The organism is Kribbella sp. ALI-6-A, assembly GCF_001984195.1.
In the GTDB taxonomy this organism is placed as follows: domain Bacteria; phylum Actinomycetota; class Actinomycetes; order Propionibacteriales; family Kribbellaceae; genus Kribbella.
In genome coordinates this window covers 751112-767256 of the sequence record NZ_MTQN01000011.1, presented here as the reverse complement: position 1 = coordinate 767256, position 16145 = coordinate 751112, and the positions used below count along the sequence as shown (strand labels likewise).

16 protein-coding genes are annotated in these 16145 nt (G+C 69.5%); 11 read left to right on the top strand and 5 right to left on the bottom strand.

Annotated features, from left to right (window positions below; genetic code table 11):
* The first annotated feature begins 133 nt into the window (after positions 1-133).
* The 7 genes from paaA to BWI15_RS24095 all read left to right on the top strand — a co-directional run bounded on the left by paaA (position 134) and on the right by BWI15_RS24095 (position 5442).
* Complete coding sequence (paaA, locus tag BWI15_RS24125; protein WP_077016728.1) at positions 134-1060, top strand: 1,2-phenylacetyl-CoA epoxidase subunit PaaA; 927 nt, start codon at positions 134-136, stop codon at positions 1058-1060.
* A gap of 115 nt (positions 1061-1175) precedes the next feature.
* Positions 1176-1454 (top strand): 1,2-phenylacetyl-CoA epoxidase subunit PaaB, encoded by a 279-nt coding sequence (gene paaB, locus BWI15_RS24120; RefSeq protein WP_077016727.1) that lies wholly within the window; start codon positions 1176-1178, stop codon positions 1452-1454.
* Positions 1451-2191, top strand: a complete 741-nt coding sequence (gene paaC / locus BWI15_RS24115) for a 1,2-phenylacetyl-CoA epoxidase subunit PaaC (RefSeq protein ID WP_077016726.1) — start codon at positions 1451-1453, stop codon at positions 2189-2191. Before paaB ends, paaC begins: the two co-directional genes overlap by 4 nt.
* Positions 2185-2715 (top strand): 1,2-phenylacetyl-CoA epoxidase subunit PaaD, encoded by a 531-nt coding sequence (paaD, locus tag BWI15_RS24110; RefSeq protein ID WP_077016725.1) that lies wholly within the window; start codon positions 2185-2187, stop codon positions 2713-2715. Before paaC ends, paaD begins: the two co-directional genes overlap by 7 nt.
* Positions 2716-2741: 26 nt before the next feature.
* Positions 2742-3827 carry a 1,2-phenylacetyl-CoA epoxidase subunit PaaE gene (gene paaE, locus BWI15_RS24105; RefSeq protein ID WP_077016724.1) on the top strand — a complete coding sequence of 362 codons (1086 nt, stop codon included), beginning with the start codon at positions 2742-2744 and terminating at the stop codon, positions 3825-3827.
* A gap of 77 nt (positions 3828-3904) precedes the next feature.
* Positions 3905-4711 carry a metal-dependent hydrolase gene (locus tag BWI15_RS24100; RefSeq protein ID WP_077016723.1) on the top strand — a complete coding sequence of 269 codons (807 nt, stop codon included), beginning with the start codon at positions 3905-3907 and terminating at the stop codon, positions 4709-4711.
* A complete protein-coding gene (locus BWI15_RS24095; RefSeq protein ID WP_077016722.1) occupies positions 4708-5442 on the top strand; it encodes a leucine-rich repeat domain-containing protein in 735 nt (244 codons plus the stop codon). Before BWI15_RS24100 ends, BWI15_RS24095 begins: the two co-directional genes overlap by 4 nt.
* On the opposite strand, the gene BWI15_RS24090 is transcribed toward BWI15_RS24095, so the two are convergent.
* From BWI15_RS24090 to BWI15_RS24080, 3 genes are all read right to left on the bottom strand, one after another.
* Positions 5436-5945, bottom strand: coding sequence for a hypothetical protein (locus BWI15_RS24090; RefSeq protein WP_077016721.1), 510 nt, complete (start codon positions 5943-5945; stop codon positions 5436-5438). The two genes, BWI15_RS24095 and BWI15_RS24090, sit on opposite strands and share 7 nt — an antisense overlap.
* Positions 5946-6018: 73 nt before the next feature.
* Positions 6019-7221: a hypothetical protein gene (locus tag BWI15_RS24085; protein ID WP_077016720.1), complete on the bottom strand. Its 1203-nt coding sequence runs from the start codon at positions 7219-7221 to the stop codon at positions 6019-6021.
* Positions 7222-7353: 132 nt separating this feature from the next.
* On the bottom strand, positions 7354-8523 hold the full coding sequence (locus BWI15_RS24080) for a hypothetical protein (protein ID WP_077016719.1): 1170 nt from the start codon (positions 8521-8523) through the stop codon (positions 7354-7356).
* Between the two features lie 370 nt (positions 8524-8893).
* Between BWI15_RS24080 and dapA the strand changes: the two genes are divergently transcribed.
* The 3 genes from dapA to BWI15_RS24065 are packed head-to-tail and all read left to right on the top strand — an operon-like array spanning position 8894 to position 12530.
* The gene (gene dapA, locus BWI15_RS24075) at positions 8894-9784 is read left to right on the top strand and encodes a 4-hydroxy-tetrahydrodipicolinate synthase (protein WP_441327726.1); all 891 of its coding nucleotides are present in this window, start codon (positions 8894-8896) and stop codon (positions 9782-9784) included.
* Positions 9781-11475 (top strand): ribonuclease J, encoded by a 1695-nt coding sequence (locus tag BWI15_RS24070; RefSeq protein WP_077016717.1) that lies wholly within the window; start codon positions 9781-9783, stop codon positions 11473-11475. The genes dapA and BWI15_RS24070 overlap by 4 nt, the downstream gene beginning before the upstream one ends.
* Positions 11476-11501: 26 nt before the next feature.
* The gene (locus BWI15_RS24065; protein WP_077016716.1) at positions 11502-12530 is read left to right on the top strand and encodes a LacI family DNA-binding transcriptional regulator; all 1029 of its coding nucleotides are present in this window, start codon (positions 11502-11504) and stop codon (positions 12528-12530) included.
* Here BWI15_RS24065 and BWI15_RS24060 read toward each other — a convergent pair.
* Positions 12527-13600 (bottom strand): fatty acid desaturase family protein, encoded by a 1074-nt coding sequence (locus tag BWI15_RS24060; RefSeq protein ID WP_077016715.1) that lies wholly within the window; start codon positions 13598-13600, stop codon positions 12527-12529. The genes BWI15_RS24065 and BWI15_RS24060 overlap by 4 nt on opposite strands.
* Positions 13601-13717: 117 nt before the next feature.
* A complete protein-coding gene (locus BWI15_RS24055; protein WP_077016714.1) occupies positions 13718-14428 on the bottom strand; it encodes a GAF and ANTAR domain-containing protein in 711 nt (236 codons plus the stop codon).
* A 135-nt stretch (positions 14429-14563) separates the two neighbouring features.
* On the opposite strand from BWI15_RS24055, the gene BWI15_RS24050 reads away from it, so the two are divergent.
* Positions 14564-16099: an alkaline phosphatase D family protein gene (locus tag BWI15_RS24050; RefSeq protein WP_077016713.1), complete on the top strand. Its 1536-nt coding sequence runs from the start codon at positions 14564-14566 to the stop codon at positions 16097-16099.
* The last annotated feature ends 46 nt before the right edge of the window (positions 16100-16145 follow it).

Sequence of the window (16145 nt, the reverse complement as noted above, 5' to 3'; positions counted from 1 at the left end):
ACGCCGATCGGCAGGACACCTCTGGGGAGAAAGTCACCGAAGTGGGCCCGGGCCGCCGAGGCCACCGTCCGCTCATGTGACACTTCATGTCCGATCTAGCGAATAAGTGTCACATCTGGGCTATGCTGACGGCATGGACAGCTTCCAGGCCACCATCGACGCCGACGGCCGGATCGAGCCGCGCGACGCGATGCCGGAGGGTTACCGCAAGACCCTGATCCGGCAGATCGCCCAGCACGCGCATTCGGAGATCATCGGCATGCAGCCCGAGGGCAACTGGATCAGCCGCGCGCCGTCGTTGCGCCGCAAGGCGATCCTGATGGCCAAGGTCCAGGACGAGGCCGGCCACGGGCTGTACCTGTACGCCGCGGCCGAAACGCTCGGCGTGGACCGGGCCGACCTGCTCGACCTGCTGCACAGCGGCAAGCAGAAGTACTCCAGCATCTTCAACTACCCGACGCTGACCTGGGCCGACATCGGCGCGATCGGCTGGCTGGTCGACGGCGCCGCGATCGTCAACCAGGTCCCGCTGTGCCGCTGCTCGTACGGACCGTACGCGCGGGCGATGGTGCGGGTCTGCAAGGAGGAGTCGTTCCACCAGCGGCAGGGCTTCGAGATCCTGCACACGTTGTGCAACGGCACCGACGCCCAGAAGGCGATGGCGCAGGACGCGCTGGACCGCTGGTGGTGGCCGAGCCTGATGATGTTCGGCCCGCCGGACGCCGCGTCGACGCACTCGGAGCAGTCGATGGCGTGGGGGATCAAGCGGCACAGCAACGACGAGTTGCGCCAGCGGTTCGTCGACATGACCGTGCCGCAGGCCGACGTCCTGGGGCTGCGGGTGCCCGACGACAACCTCCGGTACGACGAGGAGACGGGCCACTACAGCTTCACCGAGCCCGACTACGAGGAGCTCTACCAGGTGGTGAAGGGCAACGGGCCGTGCAACAAGCAGCGGCTCGCCCACCGGGTGAAGGCACACGAGGACGGTGCCTGGGTCCGCGAGGCCGCCGCGGCGTACGCCGAGAAGCAAGCGCGCGAACAGGAGACCGCAGCATGACAGTGCATATGCCGCGCCTCCGGCACGGCGGATCACGGGGCCTTGGCTCCCGGTCTTCCCTCGTCGCTCCGGTCGCTTCGCTCCCTCCACTCCTCAGTCCAGACCGGGAGGCCCCGTGATCGAGCCGCTCTGGGAGGTTTTCGTCCGGTCGCGCCGCGGCCTGTCGCACACGCACGTCGGCAGCCTGCACGCGCCCGACGCGACGATGGCGCTGCGCAACGCCCGCGACGTCTACACCCGCCGCCAGGAAGGTGTGTCGATCTGGGTGGTCCGCGCGTCCGACATCACCGCGTCGAGCCCGGACGAGAAGGACGAGTTCTTCGACCCGGCCGGCGACAAGGTCTACCGGCACCCGACCTTCTACCAGGTCCCGGAAGGTGTCGACCACCTGTGAACGACCTCTTCACCTACACGCTCCGGCTCGGTGACGACGCGCTGATCGCGGCGCAGCGGACCGCCGAGTGGATCGCGGCCGCGCCGCAGCTCGAGGAAGACGTTGCTCTGGGCAACATCGGTCTCGACCAGCTGGGGCAGGCCCGCTCGCTGCTCCAGTACGCCGCCGAGGTGGAGGGCGCCGGCCGGACCGAGGACGACCTGGCCTACTTCCGTGACGAGCGCGACTTCCTCAACCTCCAGCTCTGCGAGCTCCCGAACGGCGACTTCGGGCACGCGATGGCCCGCCTGCTGTACTTCGCGACGTACCAGCACCTGCTGTACGAACAGCTCCTGGGCTCGGCCGACGAAATTCTCGCGGGCGTGGCCGGCAAGGCGGTCAAGGAGGTCGCGTACCACGTCGACCACGCCACGCAGTGGGTGCTGCGCCTCGGCGACGGCACCGACGAGAGTCACCGCCGGATGCAGGCCGGGCTCGACGCGTTGTGGCCGTACACGGGCGAGATGTTCGCCTCCGACCCGCTGGTCCAGCGGCTCGACGTCGCGGTCGACCCGGCCGGTCTCGAACAGGAGTGGGTACGCCGGGTCACGCGCGTGATCGACGAGTCGACCTGCGAGCGCCCGACGTCGGCGTACCAGCACAGCGGTGGACGCGACGGCAAGCACACCGAGCACCTGGGCTACCTGCTCGCCGAGCTCCAGCACGTCGCCCGCTCGCACCCGGGAGCGACATGGTGACCCGCCACCCCGTTGCGTCCGAAGAGGCGAGCGCTGTAGCGCACGGTTCTTCGGACGCAGCGATCTGGGCGGCGGTCGGTGAGGTCGCGGATCCCGAGGTACCGGTGCTCACGATCGCTGACCTCGGCGTCCTGCGGGACGTGCGGCACGAGGGCGACGACGTCGTCGTGACCATCACCCCGACGTACTCGGGCTGCCCGGCGATGGACCTGATCCGGCACGAGGTCGAGCTGACGCTGAACCACCTCGGCGTCGAGGGCCGCGTCGAAACGGTGCTGTCGCCGGCCTGGACGACCGACTGGATGAGCGACGCGGGCAAGGCGAAGCTGACCGAGTACGGGATCGCGCCGCCGACCGGCAAGCGCGCGGTCGGGGGACCGGTGAGCGTGTCGCTGACGATCCGGTGCCCGCTGTGCGGTTCGCCGGACACCAGTGAGTTGAGCCGGTTCGGGTCGACGTCCTGCAAGTCGCTGTGGCGGTGCAACTCCTGCCGCGAGCCCTTCGACCACTTCAAAGACCTTTGAGAAACCAGCACAGCAAGGCGATCTAGATGACTTCCGTACTGCCGAAGCGCCGCGCGACCTTCCATCCGCTGAAGGTCAAGGCGATCGACGCGATCACCGACGACGCGGTCGCGATCACCTTCGACGTGCCGCCGGAGCTGGCCGCCGAGTACGAGTTCGCCGCCGGCCAGCACCTGACCGTACGGCGTATCGGGGAGGACGTCCGGCGCAGCTACTCGATCTGCTCGCCGGCCGGCTCGGGCGTGCTGCGGATCGGTGTGAAGAAGATCCCCGGCGGCGACTTCTCCTCGTACGCCGCGCACGAGCTGAAGCCCGGCGACACGCTCGAGGTGATGACGCCGCTCGGCCGGTTCGGTACGACGTTCGATCCCGAGCACGACAAGCACTACGCGTTCGTTGCCGCGGGCAGCGGGATCACGCCGGTGCTGTCCCTCGTGGCGACCGTCCTCCAGGTGGAGCCGCTGAGCCGCGTCACGCTGCTGTACGGCAACCGGACCGCGGGCTCGGTGATGTTCGCCGACGAGCTGGCCGACCTCAAGGACTCGTACGCCGAACGCCTGCATCTGGTGCACGTGCTGTCGCGGGAGTCCACCGAGGTCGAGCTGTTCAACGGCCGGATCGACACCGATCGGCTGCGCCGGATGTTCGACGCGATCCTGCCGGTGAAAACGGTCGACGAGTGGTTCCTGTGCGGGCCGTACGCGATGGTCGTCGGTGCGCAGGAACTGCTGCTGGAGCAGGGCGTGCCGCGCGAGCAGGTGCACGCCGAGCTGTTCCACGTCGGCGACGAGGCGCCGGTCGCCCGGGTCGAACAGGCTCCCGTCGACGAGGACGCCGCCGAGGTGACGGTGATCCTCGACGGACGGCGCTCGACGTTCCCGCTCGGTGAGCACGCGAAGGCGGTGCTCGACGCGACGCTCGCCGTACGGTCGGACGCTCCGTTCGCGTGCAAGGGCGGCGTGTGCGGGACCTGCCGGGCGAAGGTCGTCGAAGGCAGCGTCCGGATGGACACGAACTGGGCACTCGAGCCGGACGAGATCCGGGCCGGCTACGTGCTGACCTGCCAGTCGCACCCGACATCGGCCAACGTCACACTCGACTTCGACGCGTGACCGTGGTGCCTGCGCCGTTGTGTCGGTGAGCGCTGAAAGAATCGGTGCCTCACGACAGATGGGGGTGGGGCGCCGTGATGGGGCGTTCGCATGCGTTGTCCGGCTGGTGCGCGGGCCTGGCCGTCGCGCCGATGGTGGGGCTGACGTCGGTGGCCGAGGTGGTGCCGTTCGCCGCCGCGACCGCGGGCTACGCGCTGCTGCCCGATCTCGACCACCCGGGCGCGAGCGCGTCCCGGTTGCTCGGACCGCTGACGGGCTTCGTGTCCGGTGTGATCCGGGCGTTCTCCGCCTTGCTCTACTCGCTGACCAAGGGTCCGCGCGACGAGAAGAGCACGGGTCAGCACCGGCACTTCAGCCACACGGTGGTCGCGGCTGTCCTGCTCGGCTTCGCCACCTCGACGGCGGGCGCGGTCGGCGGCTGGCGCACGGTCCTGGCGATCGCACTGCTCGGGCTGATCCTCGCGGCCGACGTACTGGGTGACTGGGTGCTGGCGGTGGTCGTCGCGGCCGGCGCGTGGACGATCGCGGGCACCTGGCTGCCGGGGACGTCGGCCGTCGAGGCCTTGCGCGGGGGCCTGGACGAAATCGGCAGCTGGATCGGTGCGGCCGTTGCCGTCGGCATGTTCGTGCACTGCCTCGGTGACAGTTTGACCCGTTCCGGTTGCCCGTGGCTGTGGCCGCTGCCGATCCGCGGCGAAACCTGGTACGAGATCCGCCTGCCGAAGCTGCTGCGCTTCCGCACCAACGGCCCGGTCGAGAATCTGCTGATCGCCCCGGCGCTGGTGGTCGGCGGCGTGCTCCTGCTGCCCGGCGCCCTCGCTCTGGTCGAGCAGCTCGCCACAACGATCTGGTCGACGACCTCGGTCTGGATGGCGGGCCGATGAACCGCACGGTCAACCTCGGCGAGACCGGCCTGGTGGAGCTCGACCCGGCGCTGCGCGAGCACACCGGCGTACGCGAGCTGTACCTGCACGGCAACCAGCTCACCAGCCTGCCGGACTGGATCGGCGGCTTCGCCGAGCTACGGATCCTCGACCTGAGCCATCAACCGCTGGCCTCGCTGCCGTCGACGCTGGGGCAGCTGACCAACCTGGAGTTCCTCTACGTCAGCGATCTCGCCCTGAAGGCTCTGCCCGACTCCCTGGGCGAACTGAGCTCGCTGCTGTATCTCGGTGCCACCGACAACGGTCTCACCGAGGTCCCGGAGTCGCTCGGACGCCTGACCGAGCTCGTCGAGCTGCGCCTCTACGGCAACCAGCTCACCACCCTGCCCACCTCGTACGGCGACCTGTCGGCACTGCGCGAACTCCACCTCGACCGCAACCCGCTGGTCGAGCTGCCCGGCACGTTCGACCAGCTCACCGAGCTGCGCGTGGTCAGCCTGCGCGGCGCGACGCTGACCGACTTCCCGGTCGCGCTCAGCCGACTCCCGCACCTGCGGCACCTGGACCTCCGCGCGAACCGGATCACCCGGCTGCCGGATCTCGACCCGGACGCGTTCCCGGCGCTGGAGAAGCTCGACCTGCGCTGGCTCGACCTCACCGTCGTACCGGAGTGGGTGCATGCGCTGACCAGGCGCGGCTGCCTGGTCTACCGCACAGCAGCCGGTCAGTAGTCCTGCGGGCGCCCGGTCAAGTACGACGGAACGCCGCGGGCCTCGAGCGACGCGGCGAAGCGCTGCTGGTTGCGCGCCCCGGGCAGAACCTCCAGTGTCACCAGCGGAATCGCGAGGACCGCGCCGATCAGCACCACCCAGAAGCTGTCGACGAGGAAGCCGAGCGGCAGCGAGATCAGGAACACCGCCTCGCAGATCGCGAACCGCAGGAACGTCGAGGAGGTGAACCGCCGCCACGACTCCGCCTCGACGTCGGCCGGCCGTCCACCGTGTTCCAGCGGTGCCGTACGGAAGCCGATCAGCTCGCAGACGGAGTACCCGCCGACGGCCGCGGCCACCACCACCAACGGCGCCCAGACCGGCGGGAACGGGCCGAGCCCATCGGCGGCGAGCACGAACCACAGCGCGACGGTGATCAGCGGGATGGCCAGCAGCATCGTCCGGACGATCAGCATCAGCGACGCGGCGGCGGCCGGACGGGCAACGTTCAGGGGGTTCGACACGGGACAGACGTTAGCGGCTCGTGGTGTCTCCCGAGGTGGACACCACGAGGCGCGGCGACTCAACCGCGCGTGCTCATGCGTCCGGCGCGACCAGTTCCGGCAGCTTCTGGTCGAACCGGCTCGCGAACGTCAGCGTCGGCAGCACGTGTCCCTGGTTCGCCGCGCCGGCCGCCACGGCGTACCCCCACTGGGACGCGGCGAGCCGCTGGTTGTGCGTGCCGTGGTGGTTGGTCGAGCCGAAGCTGCAGTCGCCGAGCTGGAAGAAGACCTGGTCGAACTCCCGGATCCGCTTCCACTGCAGCGCGTCGCCCCGTGCGTGGGTGAGGAAGTACGACGCGAACGCGTCGGCCATCAGCTCGGTCCGCCGGGTCGCCTCGGGACCGGTCAGCGTGCTCTGGAACAGGCCGCGCTGGAACTGGATGTGGTGCCCGTACTCGTGGGCCAGGATCGCCTGCGCCGTCACGTCGTCGTACCCGAGGGCCTGGAACGCGGTCAGGATGCCGTCGCCCATCAGGATCGAGCTCGGGATCACCCCGAACCCGGGTACGGTCTGGCCGGCGAACGCGAACGCGTTGAAGCTGAAGAACGGGTGGTTGCCGAAGCCGAACTTCGCCTGGTTCATCGCGGTCACCACCTCGTCGGTGTACGCGGTGGAGGTCGCCTCCGACAGGCCGTAGGCGACGCGGAAGATCCGGAACATCTTGGCCCGGTCGAGCAGCACGCTGCCGTGCAGCGGCACCAGGTGCTGGATGCCGTCGGCCCGGATGTCCCAGAACTTGCCCAGATCGCGGAAGGTGTGTGTGGTCGGCAGTGTGAATTCACCGTTCACCCCGAACTGCGCCCCGGCCTCGCCCGGCCAGAGCAGCGCGTCGTAGAAGATCGGGTCGTACCAGCGGATCGCGTCGACCAGCTGGACATCCTCCGGAGTCCAGCCGGCCTTCTGTGCCGTGACCCAGTCCCGGACCGGTGTGGCCGGGTTGCAGACGTAGTCGGCCGGGTTGAGCGCGGCATCGACGAGTGTGCCGAGCTCGTCGGCGCCGAGCCGTTCCTTCAGCTCGGCGGTCGGCAGACCGACCGGCTCGAGGGCTTTCAGTTTGTCGGCCAGCGCCAGCGTCGCCGCGGGGCTCAGGGCCGCGCCGGTGCTGGGCGCGTCGGTACCGGTCCGTGCCTGCGTGGACGCCGTGGCGGTGGCCAGGGCGGGCGACGAGGTGGCCGCGAATCCGCCGGTCAGCGTCAGCGCGAGCAGGATCGCGGATCCGGCGAGGGACTTCTTCATGCCGTACTCCTTGGCAGAACGTCGATGGTGGTCGAGCTGGGCAGGGGAGGGCTCGTGGGTGACCGACTCAGGGGAGTGGGGCGTTTCGGTCACCCACGAGCGGGGTGGGGCTCCGGCGTGGGCCGGGGCCGGTCAGTGGGCGTCGGGCGCGACCAGGTCCGGCAGCGCCGCGTCGAACCGGGCGGCGACCGTCAGGCTGGGCAGAATGTGGCCCTGGTTCGGGGCACTGGTGACCAGGTTGTAGGCCCAGTCCGTCGCCCGGGCGCGCTGGTTCGGGGTGCCGTGGTGGCCGTCATGACCGAAGTCGCAGTCGCCGACGCCGTAGAAGACCTGGGTGAACAGCTGCACGCGCTTCCACTGCATGCTCGCGCCGCGGGAGTGCGCCAGGTAGTAGGAGCCGAACGCGTCGGCCATCAGTTCGGTCCGCCGGGTCGCTTCCGGGCCGGTCAGCGGCGAGTCGAACAGGTTGTTCTCGAACTGGACGTGGTGGCCGAACTCGTGCGCCAGGATCGCCTGCGGCGCGACGTCGCCCAGCCCGACCGCCCGGAAGCCCTGCAGGATGCCGTCGCCCATCACGATCTGGTCGGGCAGCGCGGCCAGCGCCGGATCGGGGTCACCCACGCCGGTGAACGCGTAGGCGTTCAGGCTGAGCAGCGGGTGGTCGCGGAACTTCGGCTGCGACGCCCAGGTGGAGAACACACCGGCCCAGTACGCGGCGTCGAACTCGCTGCGGTGCAGCACGGTCCGGTACGTCCGGTAGAGCGCGTCGCGGTCGGCCATGATCGCGCTGTGCATCGGCCGCAGCTGGATGTCGGCCGACTGGACGTCCCAGAACGGCCGCAGATCGCGGAAGGTGTGCGTGATCGCGGTGGTGAACTCGCCGTTCGGTCCGTACGGCGAGTCCTGCGGGGTGTTGACCATGCTCGCGTAGCCCGCCAGGTTCGTCAGCGCGGCGGCGTACGCGTACACCTTGTCGAGCTGGGTCCAGTCCGTGATGGTGCCCGCCACCCAGTCGGTCAGCGGGGTGCTCGGCGCGCATGCGTAGGCGCTCGGGTCGATGGCCCGCAGGGCGGCCTGCAGCGCGGGGGACTCGTGGATGCCGAGCCGCTCGTTGGCGGCAGTCGCCGCGGCGAGCAAATCGGGACCGAGCAACCGGCGCGCCTGGTCGGCGATCGACTCGGTGGTGGCGGTCACCGCCGCCGGCGCGGCGTCCTGCGTCGGGGCGGCCTGGGCGGGACCCGCCGCGAACGCGGACAGCGCGACAGTGGCGATGGCGATCGGCCAGGCCAGATGCTTGTTCATGCTTCTCCTTCAGTACGCCGGGGGAGCGGCCGGCGGGGACTTGGCATCAGCCTGCGGCCGGCCGGTGGCAGTGGCGAGTCCCAACGGCTGTCGGAATCCGGCGTGGCAGGAATCTGACCGTGACACCTTTGTGCCGCGCAGCGGGGCCGGATTTCGCTGCGGAGAGTGAAATCGATCGACGCAGCGTATTTCCAAAAAGTTTTTCTGACTTTTTCGCCGATTGCTGTAACGACTCCTGGGGCCGGCCCGATAGGACGAGTGAGCCTGGTGGCTGCCCGGACCCCCGAGCGGACAGCCACCAGGCCTACTCATTTCCTGAGGCGCTCGGAGCGGTAATCTGACCCCCATGTCCTCAAGCGCAACCTCCGCCGTGGTGGAGCCGCCGTTCGGCCGGCTGACCACCGCGATGATCACCCCGTTCGGGCCCGACGGCTCACTCGATCTGGACGCTGCGCAGAAGGTCGCCGCACACCTGGCCGACCAGGGCAACGACGCGCTGATCGTCAACGGCACCACCGGCGAAGCGCCGACCACCTCCGACGCCGAGAAGGACCAGTTGGTCCGCGCCGTCCTGGAGGCCGTCGGTGATCGCGCGCGCGTCATCGCCGGCGTCGGCACCAACGACACCGCCCACACCGTCGAGCTGGCCAAGGCCGCCGAAGCCGCGGGCGCGCACGGGCTGCTCGTCGTCACGCCGTACTACAACAAGCCTCCGCAGGAAGGCCTGAAGGCGCACTTCACCGCCGTCGCCGACGCGACCGGCCTGCCGAACCTGCTGTACGACATCCCCGGCCGGTCCGGCGTCGAGATCCGGACCGAGACGCTGATCGCCCTGGCCGACCACCCGCGCATCGTCGCGGTCAAGGACGCCAAGGGCGACGTCGCCGCCGCCACCAAGGTGATGGCCAGCACCGACCTGGCCTACTACTGCGGCGCCGACGAGCTCAACCTCGCCTGGCTGTCGATCGGCGCGGTCGGCATCGCCAGCGTGGTCGCGCACGCCGCCAGCCCGGCGTACCGGCAGTTGATCGACGCCGCGGTCGCGCAGGACCTGGTCACGGCGCGGGAGATCGACCGGCGGCTGATCCCGGCGGTCGAGGCGATCATGACCCGGACCCAGGGCGCGATCATGGTGAAGGCCGCGCTGAAGCTGCTCGGCGTGATCGAGCACGCGACCGTCCGGCTGCCCCTGGTCGAGGCCACCACCGCGCAGGTGGACGCGCTCACCACCGATCTCAAGACGTCAGGACTGGTTGCATGAGTCATCCCCACCCCGACCTGGCCGCCCCGGAACCACTGGCCCCCGGCGCGCTGCGGGTGATCCCGCTCGGCGGCCTCGGCGAGGTCGGTCGCAACATGACCGTCTTCGAGTACGACGGCAAGCTGCTGATCGTCGACTGCGGTGTGCTGTTCCCGGACGAAAACCAGCCCGGTGTCGACCTGATCCTCCCGGACTTCCAGCCGATCCGGGAGCGTTTGCACGACATCGTGGCGGTCGTCCTGACCCACGGGCACGAGGACCACATCGGCGGCCTGCCGTACCTGCTGCGCGAGCGCGGCGACATCCCGGTGCTCGGATCGCAGCTCACGCTGGCCCTGCTCGACGGCAAGCTCAGGGAGCACCGGCACCGCAACGTGCCGCAGCAGACCGTGGTCGAGGGCGAGACGGTCCGGCTCGGGCCCTTCGAGTGCGAGTTCGTCGCGGTCAACCACTCGATCCCGGACGCGCTGGCGGTGGCGATCCGGACCCCGGCCGGAATGGTCCTGCACACCGGCGACTTCAAGATGGACCAGCTGCCGCTGGACAACCGGATCACCGACCTGCGCGCGTTCGCCCGGCTGGGGGAGGAGGGCGTCGACCTGTTCTGCGTCGACTCCACCAACTCCGAGGTGCCCGGCTTCACCACCCACGAGCGCGACATCGCGCCGGTGCTGGACCGCGTCTTCACCAACGCGAAGAACCAGCGCATCATCGTGGCCTGCTTCGCCAGTCACGTGCACCGCGTCCAGCAGGTGATGGACGCCGCGGTCAAGCACCACCGCAAGGTCGCCTACGTCGGCCGCTCGATGGTCCGCAACATGGCCGTCGCGCGCGACCTCGGCTTCCTGAACGTGCCCGGCGAGACGCTGATCGACATGCGCGAGCTGGACGACTACCCGCCCGAGCAGGTGGTGCTGGTGTCCACCGGGTCGCAGGGCGAGCCGATGTCGGCGCTGTCGCGGATCGCGGCCAACGACCACCACGTCGTGCACATCCAGCCCGGCGACACCGTCGTCCTGGCCTCCTCGCTGATCCCGGGCAACGAGAACTCGGTCTACCGGGTGATCAACGGCCTGACCCGGCACGGCGCGAACGTGATCCACAAGGGCAACGCGCTGGTGCACGTGTCCGGTCACGCGTCGGCCGGTGAGCTGCTCTACTGCTACAACATCGTCAAGCCGCGCAACGTGATGCCGGTGCACGGCGAGATCCGGCACCTGCACGCGAACGCCGCGCTGGCCCGGCAGACCGGCGTACCGGCCGAGAACGTCGTGGTCGTCGAGGACGGCGTGGTGGTCGACCTGGTCGGCGGCAAGGCGGTGGTGGCCGGCAAGGTCGAGTGCGGTTACGTGTTCGTGGACGGCTCGACGGTCGGCGACATCACCGAGACGTCGCTGAAGGACCGGCGGATCCTCGGCGACGAGGGTTTCATCTCGGTGATCGCCGTGATGGACTCCGTGACCGGCAAACTGACCGCGGGACCGGAGATCCAGGCCCGCGGGTTCGCCGAGGACGACACCGTCTTCGACGACCTGAAACCGAAGATCGAGGCGGAGATCGAGAAGGCGATCGGCAGCGGGGTGGACGACATGTACCAGCTGCAGCAGGTGATTCGCCGGGTGGTCGGCAAATGGGTGAGCGATACTCACCGCAGACGGCCGATGATCATCCCGGTCGTCGTGGAGAGCTGACCAGCGGTGGAAGGGGTGGGCCAGGCATGAGCGTCACTGGTGTCAATGGAGCCGGGCAGCGCCGGCCCACCATGAAAGAGGTCGCGGCGCGAGCGGGCGTGGCGCTGAAGACCGTGTCGCGGGTGGTCAACGAGGAGCCGAACGTCAGCCCCGAGCTGACTGCCAAGGTCCAGGCGGCGATCAAGGAACTCAACTACACGCCGAACGAGTCGGCCCGGATGCTTCGCCGCGGCCGGACCGGCACGATCGCGGTGGTCATCCGCGACATCGGTGACCCGTTCTTCGCCTCGCTCGGGCGCGCGGTCGAGCTGTGGGCCCGTTCCAGCGGCTCGGTCGTGATGATCGGCCTGACCGACGAGGATCCCGACCGCGAGCGCGACGTCTGCCTGGAGTTCGTCGCCCGGCGGCCCGACGCGCTGATCATGGCGCCGATCGGGGAGACCCAGGACTACCTGGCGCCGCACGTGGACGCCGGGATGGCGGTCGTCACGATCGACCGTCCCGCGCACGGCATCGAGGCGGACGCCGTCCTGGCCGACAACGCCGGTGGCATCGACCAGGCGATCGACCACCTGGTCCGCCAGGGGCACCGCCGGATCGCGTATCTGGGCGACGACGAGCGGATCTTCACCGCCCGGGAGCGTGTCGTTGCCTACCGCGCGGCGATGGCCCGGCACCGGATCGAGGTCGACGAGGACCTGGTGCACTTGTCGGAGCCGACGACCGAAGGCATCGGGATCACGCTGTCCGCCGTACTGGACCGGCCGGAGCCGGCGACCGCGTTGCTGTCGGCCAACAACATGACCACCGCCGAGGTGCTGCGCGGGATGGCCGGACGCCGCGACCGCGTCGCGCTCGTCTCGTTCGACGACCTGGCACTGGGCGACCTGCTCAGCCCGGGGCTCACCGCGGTCGCGCAGTCGGCTGACGTGATGGCTAGGACCGCGATCCAGCTGATGACCGAACGCCTGCCCGAGCCGCACCGCCCGGGACGCACGGTGCGCGTCCCGGTCAAGCTCACCATTCGTGGGTCAGGGGAGATTCCGCCGGCCTAGCGGGTCCGGTACGCCGCGGTCAGCGGGCACTGGAACGGATCGCGGGCGCGCAGGCCGACGTTGTTCAGGTAGTCGATGACGATCTTGTACGACTCGCCGAGGCCGACCTCGGTGTACTTCACGTTGTGCTTGGCGCAGTACTCGCGCACGATCGGCTGCACGTGCCGCAGGTGCGGGCGGGGCATGCTCGGGAACAGATGGTGCTCGACCTGGTAGTTCAGGCCGCCCATCAGGAAGTCGACCACGACGCCGCCGCGGATGTTGCGTGACATCAGCACCTGGCGGCGCAGGAAGTCCAGCTTCATGGTGGCGGGGACCAGCGGCATGCCCTTGTGGTTCGGGGCGAACGACGCGCCGAGGAACACGCCGAAGACGGCGAGCTGCAGACCCAGGAACGCGGCCGCCTTGCCGGGCGGCAGGACCAGGAACAGCGCGGCGACGTACAGACCGAGGCGGGAGACGATGACGCCGGCCTCCACGCGCTCCACCTTGCTCGCGCCACGGCGGAACCCGTGCTGCAGCCCGGCGACATGCAGGCTCAAGCCCTCGAGCGTCAGCAGCGGGAAGAACAGCCAGCCCTGCCGGTCACCGAGCCACTTGACCAGTCCGGTCCGGCGCGCGACGTGGTCGGGGGTGAACGCGATCACGCCGATCGCGATGTCGGGGTCCTTGCCGAGCTGGTTGGGCGCGTTGTGGTGTTTGTTGTGCTTGCCGCGCCACCAGTGGATGCTCATGCCGGCCAGGCCGCCGGCCAGGATCCGTGCGGTCCACTCGTTCCACGCCGCGGAGTCGAAGATCTGCCGGTGGGCGCTGTCGTGGCTGAGGAATGCGACCTGGACCAGGACCAAGGCCAAGGCACCGGCCATCAGCAGCTGGAACCAGGAGTTGCCGAGCAGCACGAAGCCGGTGACGATTCCGGCGAGCGCGGCCACCACGAACCCGATCTGGGTCCAGTAGTAGCCCTGCCGGCGGCGCAACAGCCCGAGGTCCCGCACGGTGTGGGACAGATCGGTGTAGAGACTGGTGAATCGCTGCTGCGGACGCGAGTCATCGGTGATGGCCTGTGACAAAAGAAACGCCTCGTTCCCTGGGAGTGCATCAGTCGATGCGCTACCGGGTCCGGGGCAGCGCCACGAGTAAGTGGCTGTCTGAACCTCAACGGAACCACGGCGGGACGCGACACGCAACTAATGGGCAGGCAGTGCACAAGTTTGCAGCGAGCCGTCGAGCACTGCCCGGGCCACGGTGGTCAGCCCCTGCCCGGTGCGACGGGCGTGCGAACGCATCGTGGTGAAGGCCGCGGCCAGGGTCAGGCCGGTCCGTTCGGCCAGCATTCCCTTGGCCTGCTCGATCACGACGCGGCTGTCCAGAGCGTGCTCGAGCTGGGCGGTCAGCTCGATGTAGCCGCGCATCTCACGCTCGTGCAGCAGGCCGATCGTCGCCATGTCGGCGAGCGCCTGCCCGAGCGCGGCCTCGTCGGGGTCCAGCGGCGCGACGTCGCAACGGAACAGGTTCATCGCGCCGATGATCTTCCCGCGCAGCCGCAGCGGCAGGGCGTGCGCGGACAGGTAGCCACCGGCAGTGGCGGTCGCGGCGAACTCCGGCCAGCGCGAGATGTCCGCGTCGATCACCGGCTGTCCGGTGCGGAAGGCGTCCAGGCACGGTCCCTGATCCTGCTGCAGCTCGAACAGCTCCAGCAGCTCGGTCTGGTCGTCCGACGACGCCATCACGTGCAGTACGCCGTGGTCGTCGGCCAGCATCAGCCCGGCGGCGTCCACCGACAGCAGCTCGACCGTCGCCTCGGCGAGCATGCCGAGAAAGTCGACCAGGTCGAACTCGTCGACGAGTGTGTCGGCCAGCTCGACGAAGACCTGGGTGAGACGTCGTTCCCTGCTCATGCGGTGAATCGTCCCTTCCCGGGCAACTGTCTCCATCATCGGGTCCGGCACAAGCCCGAAGCAGCGCGGCTGAGTTGTCAGGCAGTTCGCCTCGCCGTCACGCGGCGGTCACCCGCGAGGAGCACCTTCGGCAGCATGAACCTGAGCCGCCGCCAGCTCTTGGCCGCATCCACCGTGGCGAGTGCCTCGCTCGCCGTTCCCGGCGTCGCCGCCGCTGCCGCCGTGCCGTCCGTCGTACGGCGTGATCGTCCGGCCCTGCCGTCGGGCCTGATGAGCGGGGACGTCACCGCCAACTCCGCCGTCGTCTGGTCCCGCACCGACCGCCGCTCCCGTCTCGTCGTCGACCTGACCAGCCACGGCCGGTTCGACCGGGCGATCCGGCTGCGCGGCCCGGTCACCGGGCCGGACGACGACTTCACCGCCCAGCTCCCGCTGAAGGGGCTGCGGCCGGGGCAGCGCTACGACTACCGGGTCGCGTTCGAGGACGCGTACGGCCGGCGCGGCGAGAGCCTCCAGGGATCGTTCAGTACGCCGGGCCGCAACCGCGGCGTCAGCTTCGTCTGGACCGGCGACACCGTCGGCCAGGGCTGGGGCATCAACCCCGACTTCGGTGGCATGGTCGCCTACCGCGCGATGCACCGGACCAACCCGGACTTCTTCCTGCACTCCGGCGACAACATCTACGCCGACGGCCCGATCGAGGCCGAGGTGAAGGTTGCCGACGGCACGGTCTGGAAGAACGTGGTGACCGAGGAGGTCGCGAAGGTGGCCGAGACGCTGGCCGAGTACCGCGGCCGGTACAAGTACAACCTGCTCGACCACAACGTGCGCGACCTGTACGCCGACGTACCGATCGTCAGCCAGTGGGACGACCACGAGACCGTCAACAACTGGTACCCCGGCGAGATCCTGACCGACGACCGGTACACCGAGAAGCGCGTCGACGTGCTCGCGGCCCGGGCGCGCAAGGCGTTTCTCGAGTACTTGCCGATCGCCCACCAGGGTGGCCGGAACCGGCTCTACCGCAAGGTGAGCTACGGCCCACTGCTCGACGTGTTCTGCCTGGACATGCGCACCTACCGCGATGCCAACCCGGCGCCGGGCGTCGCCGGTCCGGTCGCGATCCTGGGTGCCGAGCAGGCCGCCTGGCTGGTCCGCGAGGTCGCCGCGTCGAAGGCCGCCTGGAAGGTGATCGCCAGCGACATGCCGATCGGCGTACTGGTGCCGGACGGTTCCGAGATCGAGGCGGTCGCGAACGGCCTGGCCGGTGCTCCGGGTGGGCGCGAGCACGAGATCGCCTGGGTGCTCAGCCAGTTCAAGCGCCGCAAGGTCAAGAACACCGTGTGGCTGACCGCGGACGTGCACTACTGCGCCGCCCACCACTACGACCCGTCGCGGGCCGCGTTCACCGACTTCGACCCGTTCTGGGAGGTCGTCGCCGGGCCGATCAACGCGGGCACCTTCGGCCCGAACGCGCTGGACTCGACGTTCGGGCCCCGGCTGGAGTTCGTGAAGGCAGCTGACTTCCCGAACCAGCCGCCGAGCGGCGGCAACCAGTTCTTCGGCCACGTCGAGATCGATCCGCGGACCGAGGTCTTCACGGTGTCGCTGCGCGACCTGCGGGGTGCGGTGCTGTGGCGCAAGGACATCGCGCCGACTGGGAGGCGGTAGGGAAAACCGTCGTCGTGGCGGCCCGGTGCCGAGCTAGGTTGGGCCC

What these genes read in the sequence shown, in the direction of transcription:
- BWI15_RS24050 (WP_077016713.1), top strand. Translation starts at nt 14,564, where the DNA reads ATGAACCTGAGCCGCCGCCAGCTCTTGGCCGCATCCACCGTGGCGAGT.
- paaE (WP_077016724.1), top strand. Translation starts at nt 2,742, where the DNA reads ATGACTTCCGTACTGCCGAAGCGCCGCGCGACCTTCCATCCGCTGAAG.
- BWI15_RS24065 (WP_077016716.1), top strand. Translation starts at nt 11,502, where the DNA reads ATGAGCGTCACTGGTGTCAATGGAGCCGGGCAGCGCCGGCCCACCATG.
- BWI15_RS24070 (WP_077016717.1), top strand. Translation starts at nt 9,781, where the DNA reads ATGAGTCATCCCCACCCCGACCTGGCCGCCCCGGAACCACTGGCCCCC.
- paaD (WP_077016725.1), top strand. Translation starts at nt 2,185, where the DNA reads ATGGTGACCCGCCACCCCGTTGCGTCCGAAGAGGCGAGCGCTGTAGCG.
- BWI15_RS24095 (WP_077016722.1), top strand. Translation starts at nt 4,708, where the DNA reads ATGAACCGCACGGTCAACCTCGGCGAGACCGGCCTGGTGGAGCTCGAC.
- paaA (WP_077016728.1), top strand. Translation starts at nt 134, where the DNA reads ATGGACAGCTTCCAGGCCACCATCGACGCCGACGGCCGGATCGAGCCG.
- BWI15_RS24080 (WP_077016719.1), bottom strand. Translation starts at nt 8,523, where the DNA reads ATGAACAAGCATCTGGCCTGGCCGATCGCCATCGCCACTGTCGCGCTG.
- BWI15_RS24100 (WP_077016723.1), top strand. Translation starts at nt 3,905, where the DNA reads ATGGGGCGTTCGCATGCGTTGTCCGGCTGGTGCGCGGGCCTGGCCGTC.
- BWI15_RS24055 (WP_077016714.1), bottom strand. Translation starts at nt 14,428, where the DNA reads ATGAGCAGGGAACGACGTCTCACCCAGGTCTTCGTCGAGCTGGCCGAC.
- BWI15_RS24085 (WP_077016720.1), bottom strand. Translation starts at nt 7,221, where the DNA reads ATGAAGAAGTCCCTCGCCGGATCCGCGATCCTGCTCGCGCTGACGCTG.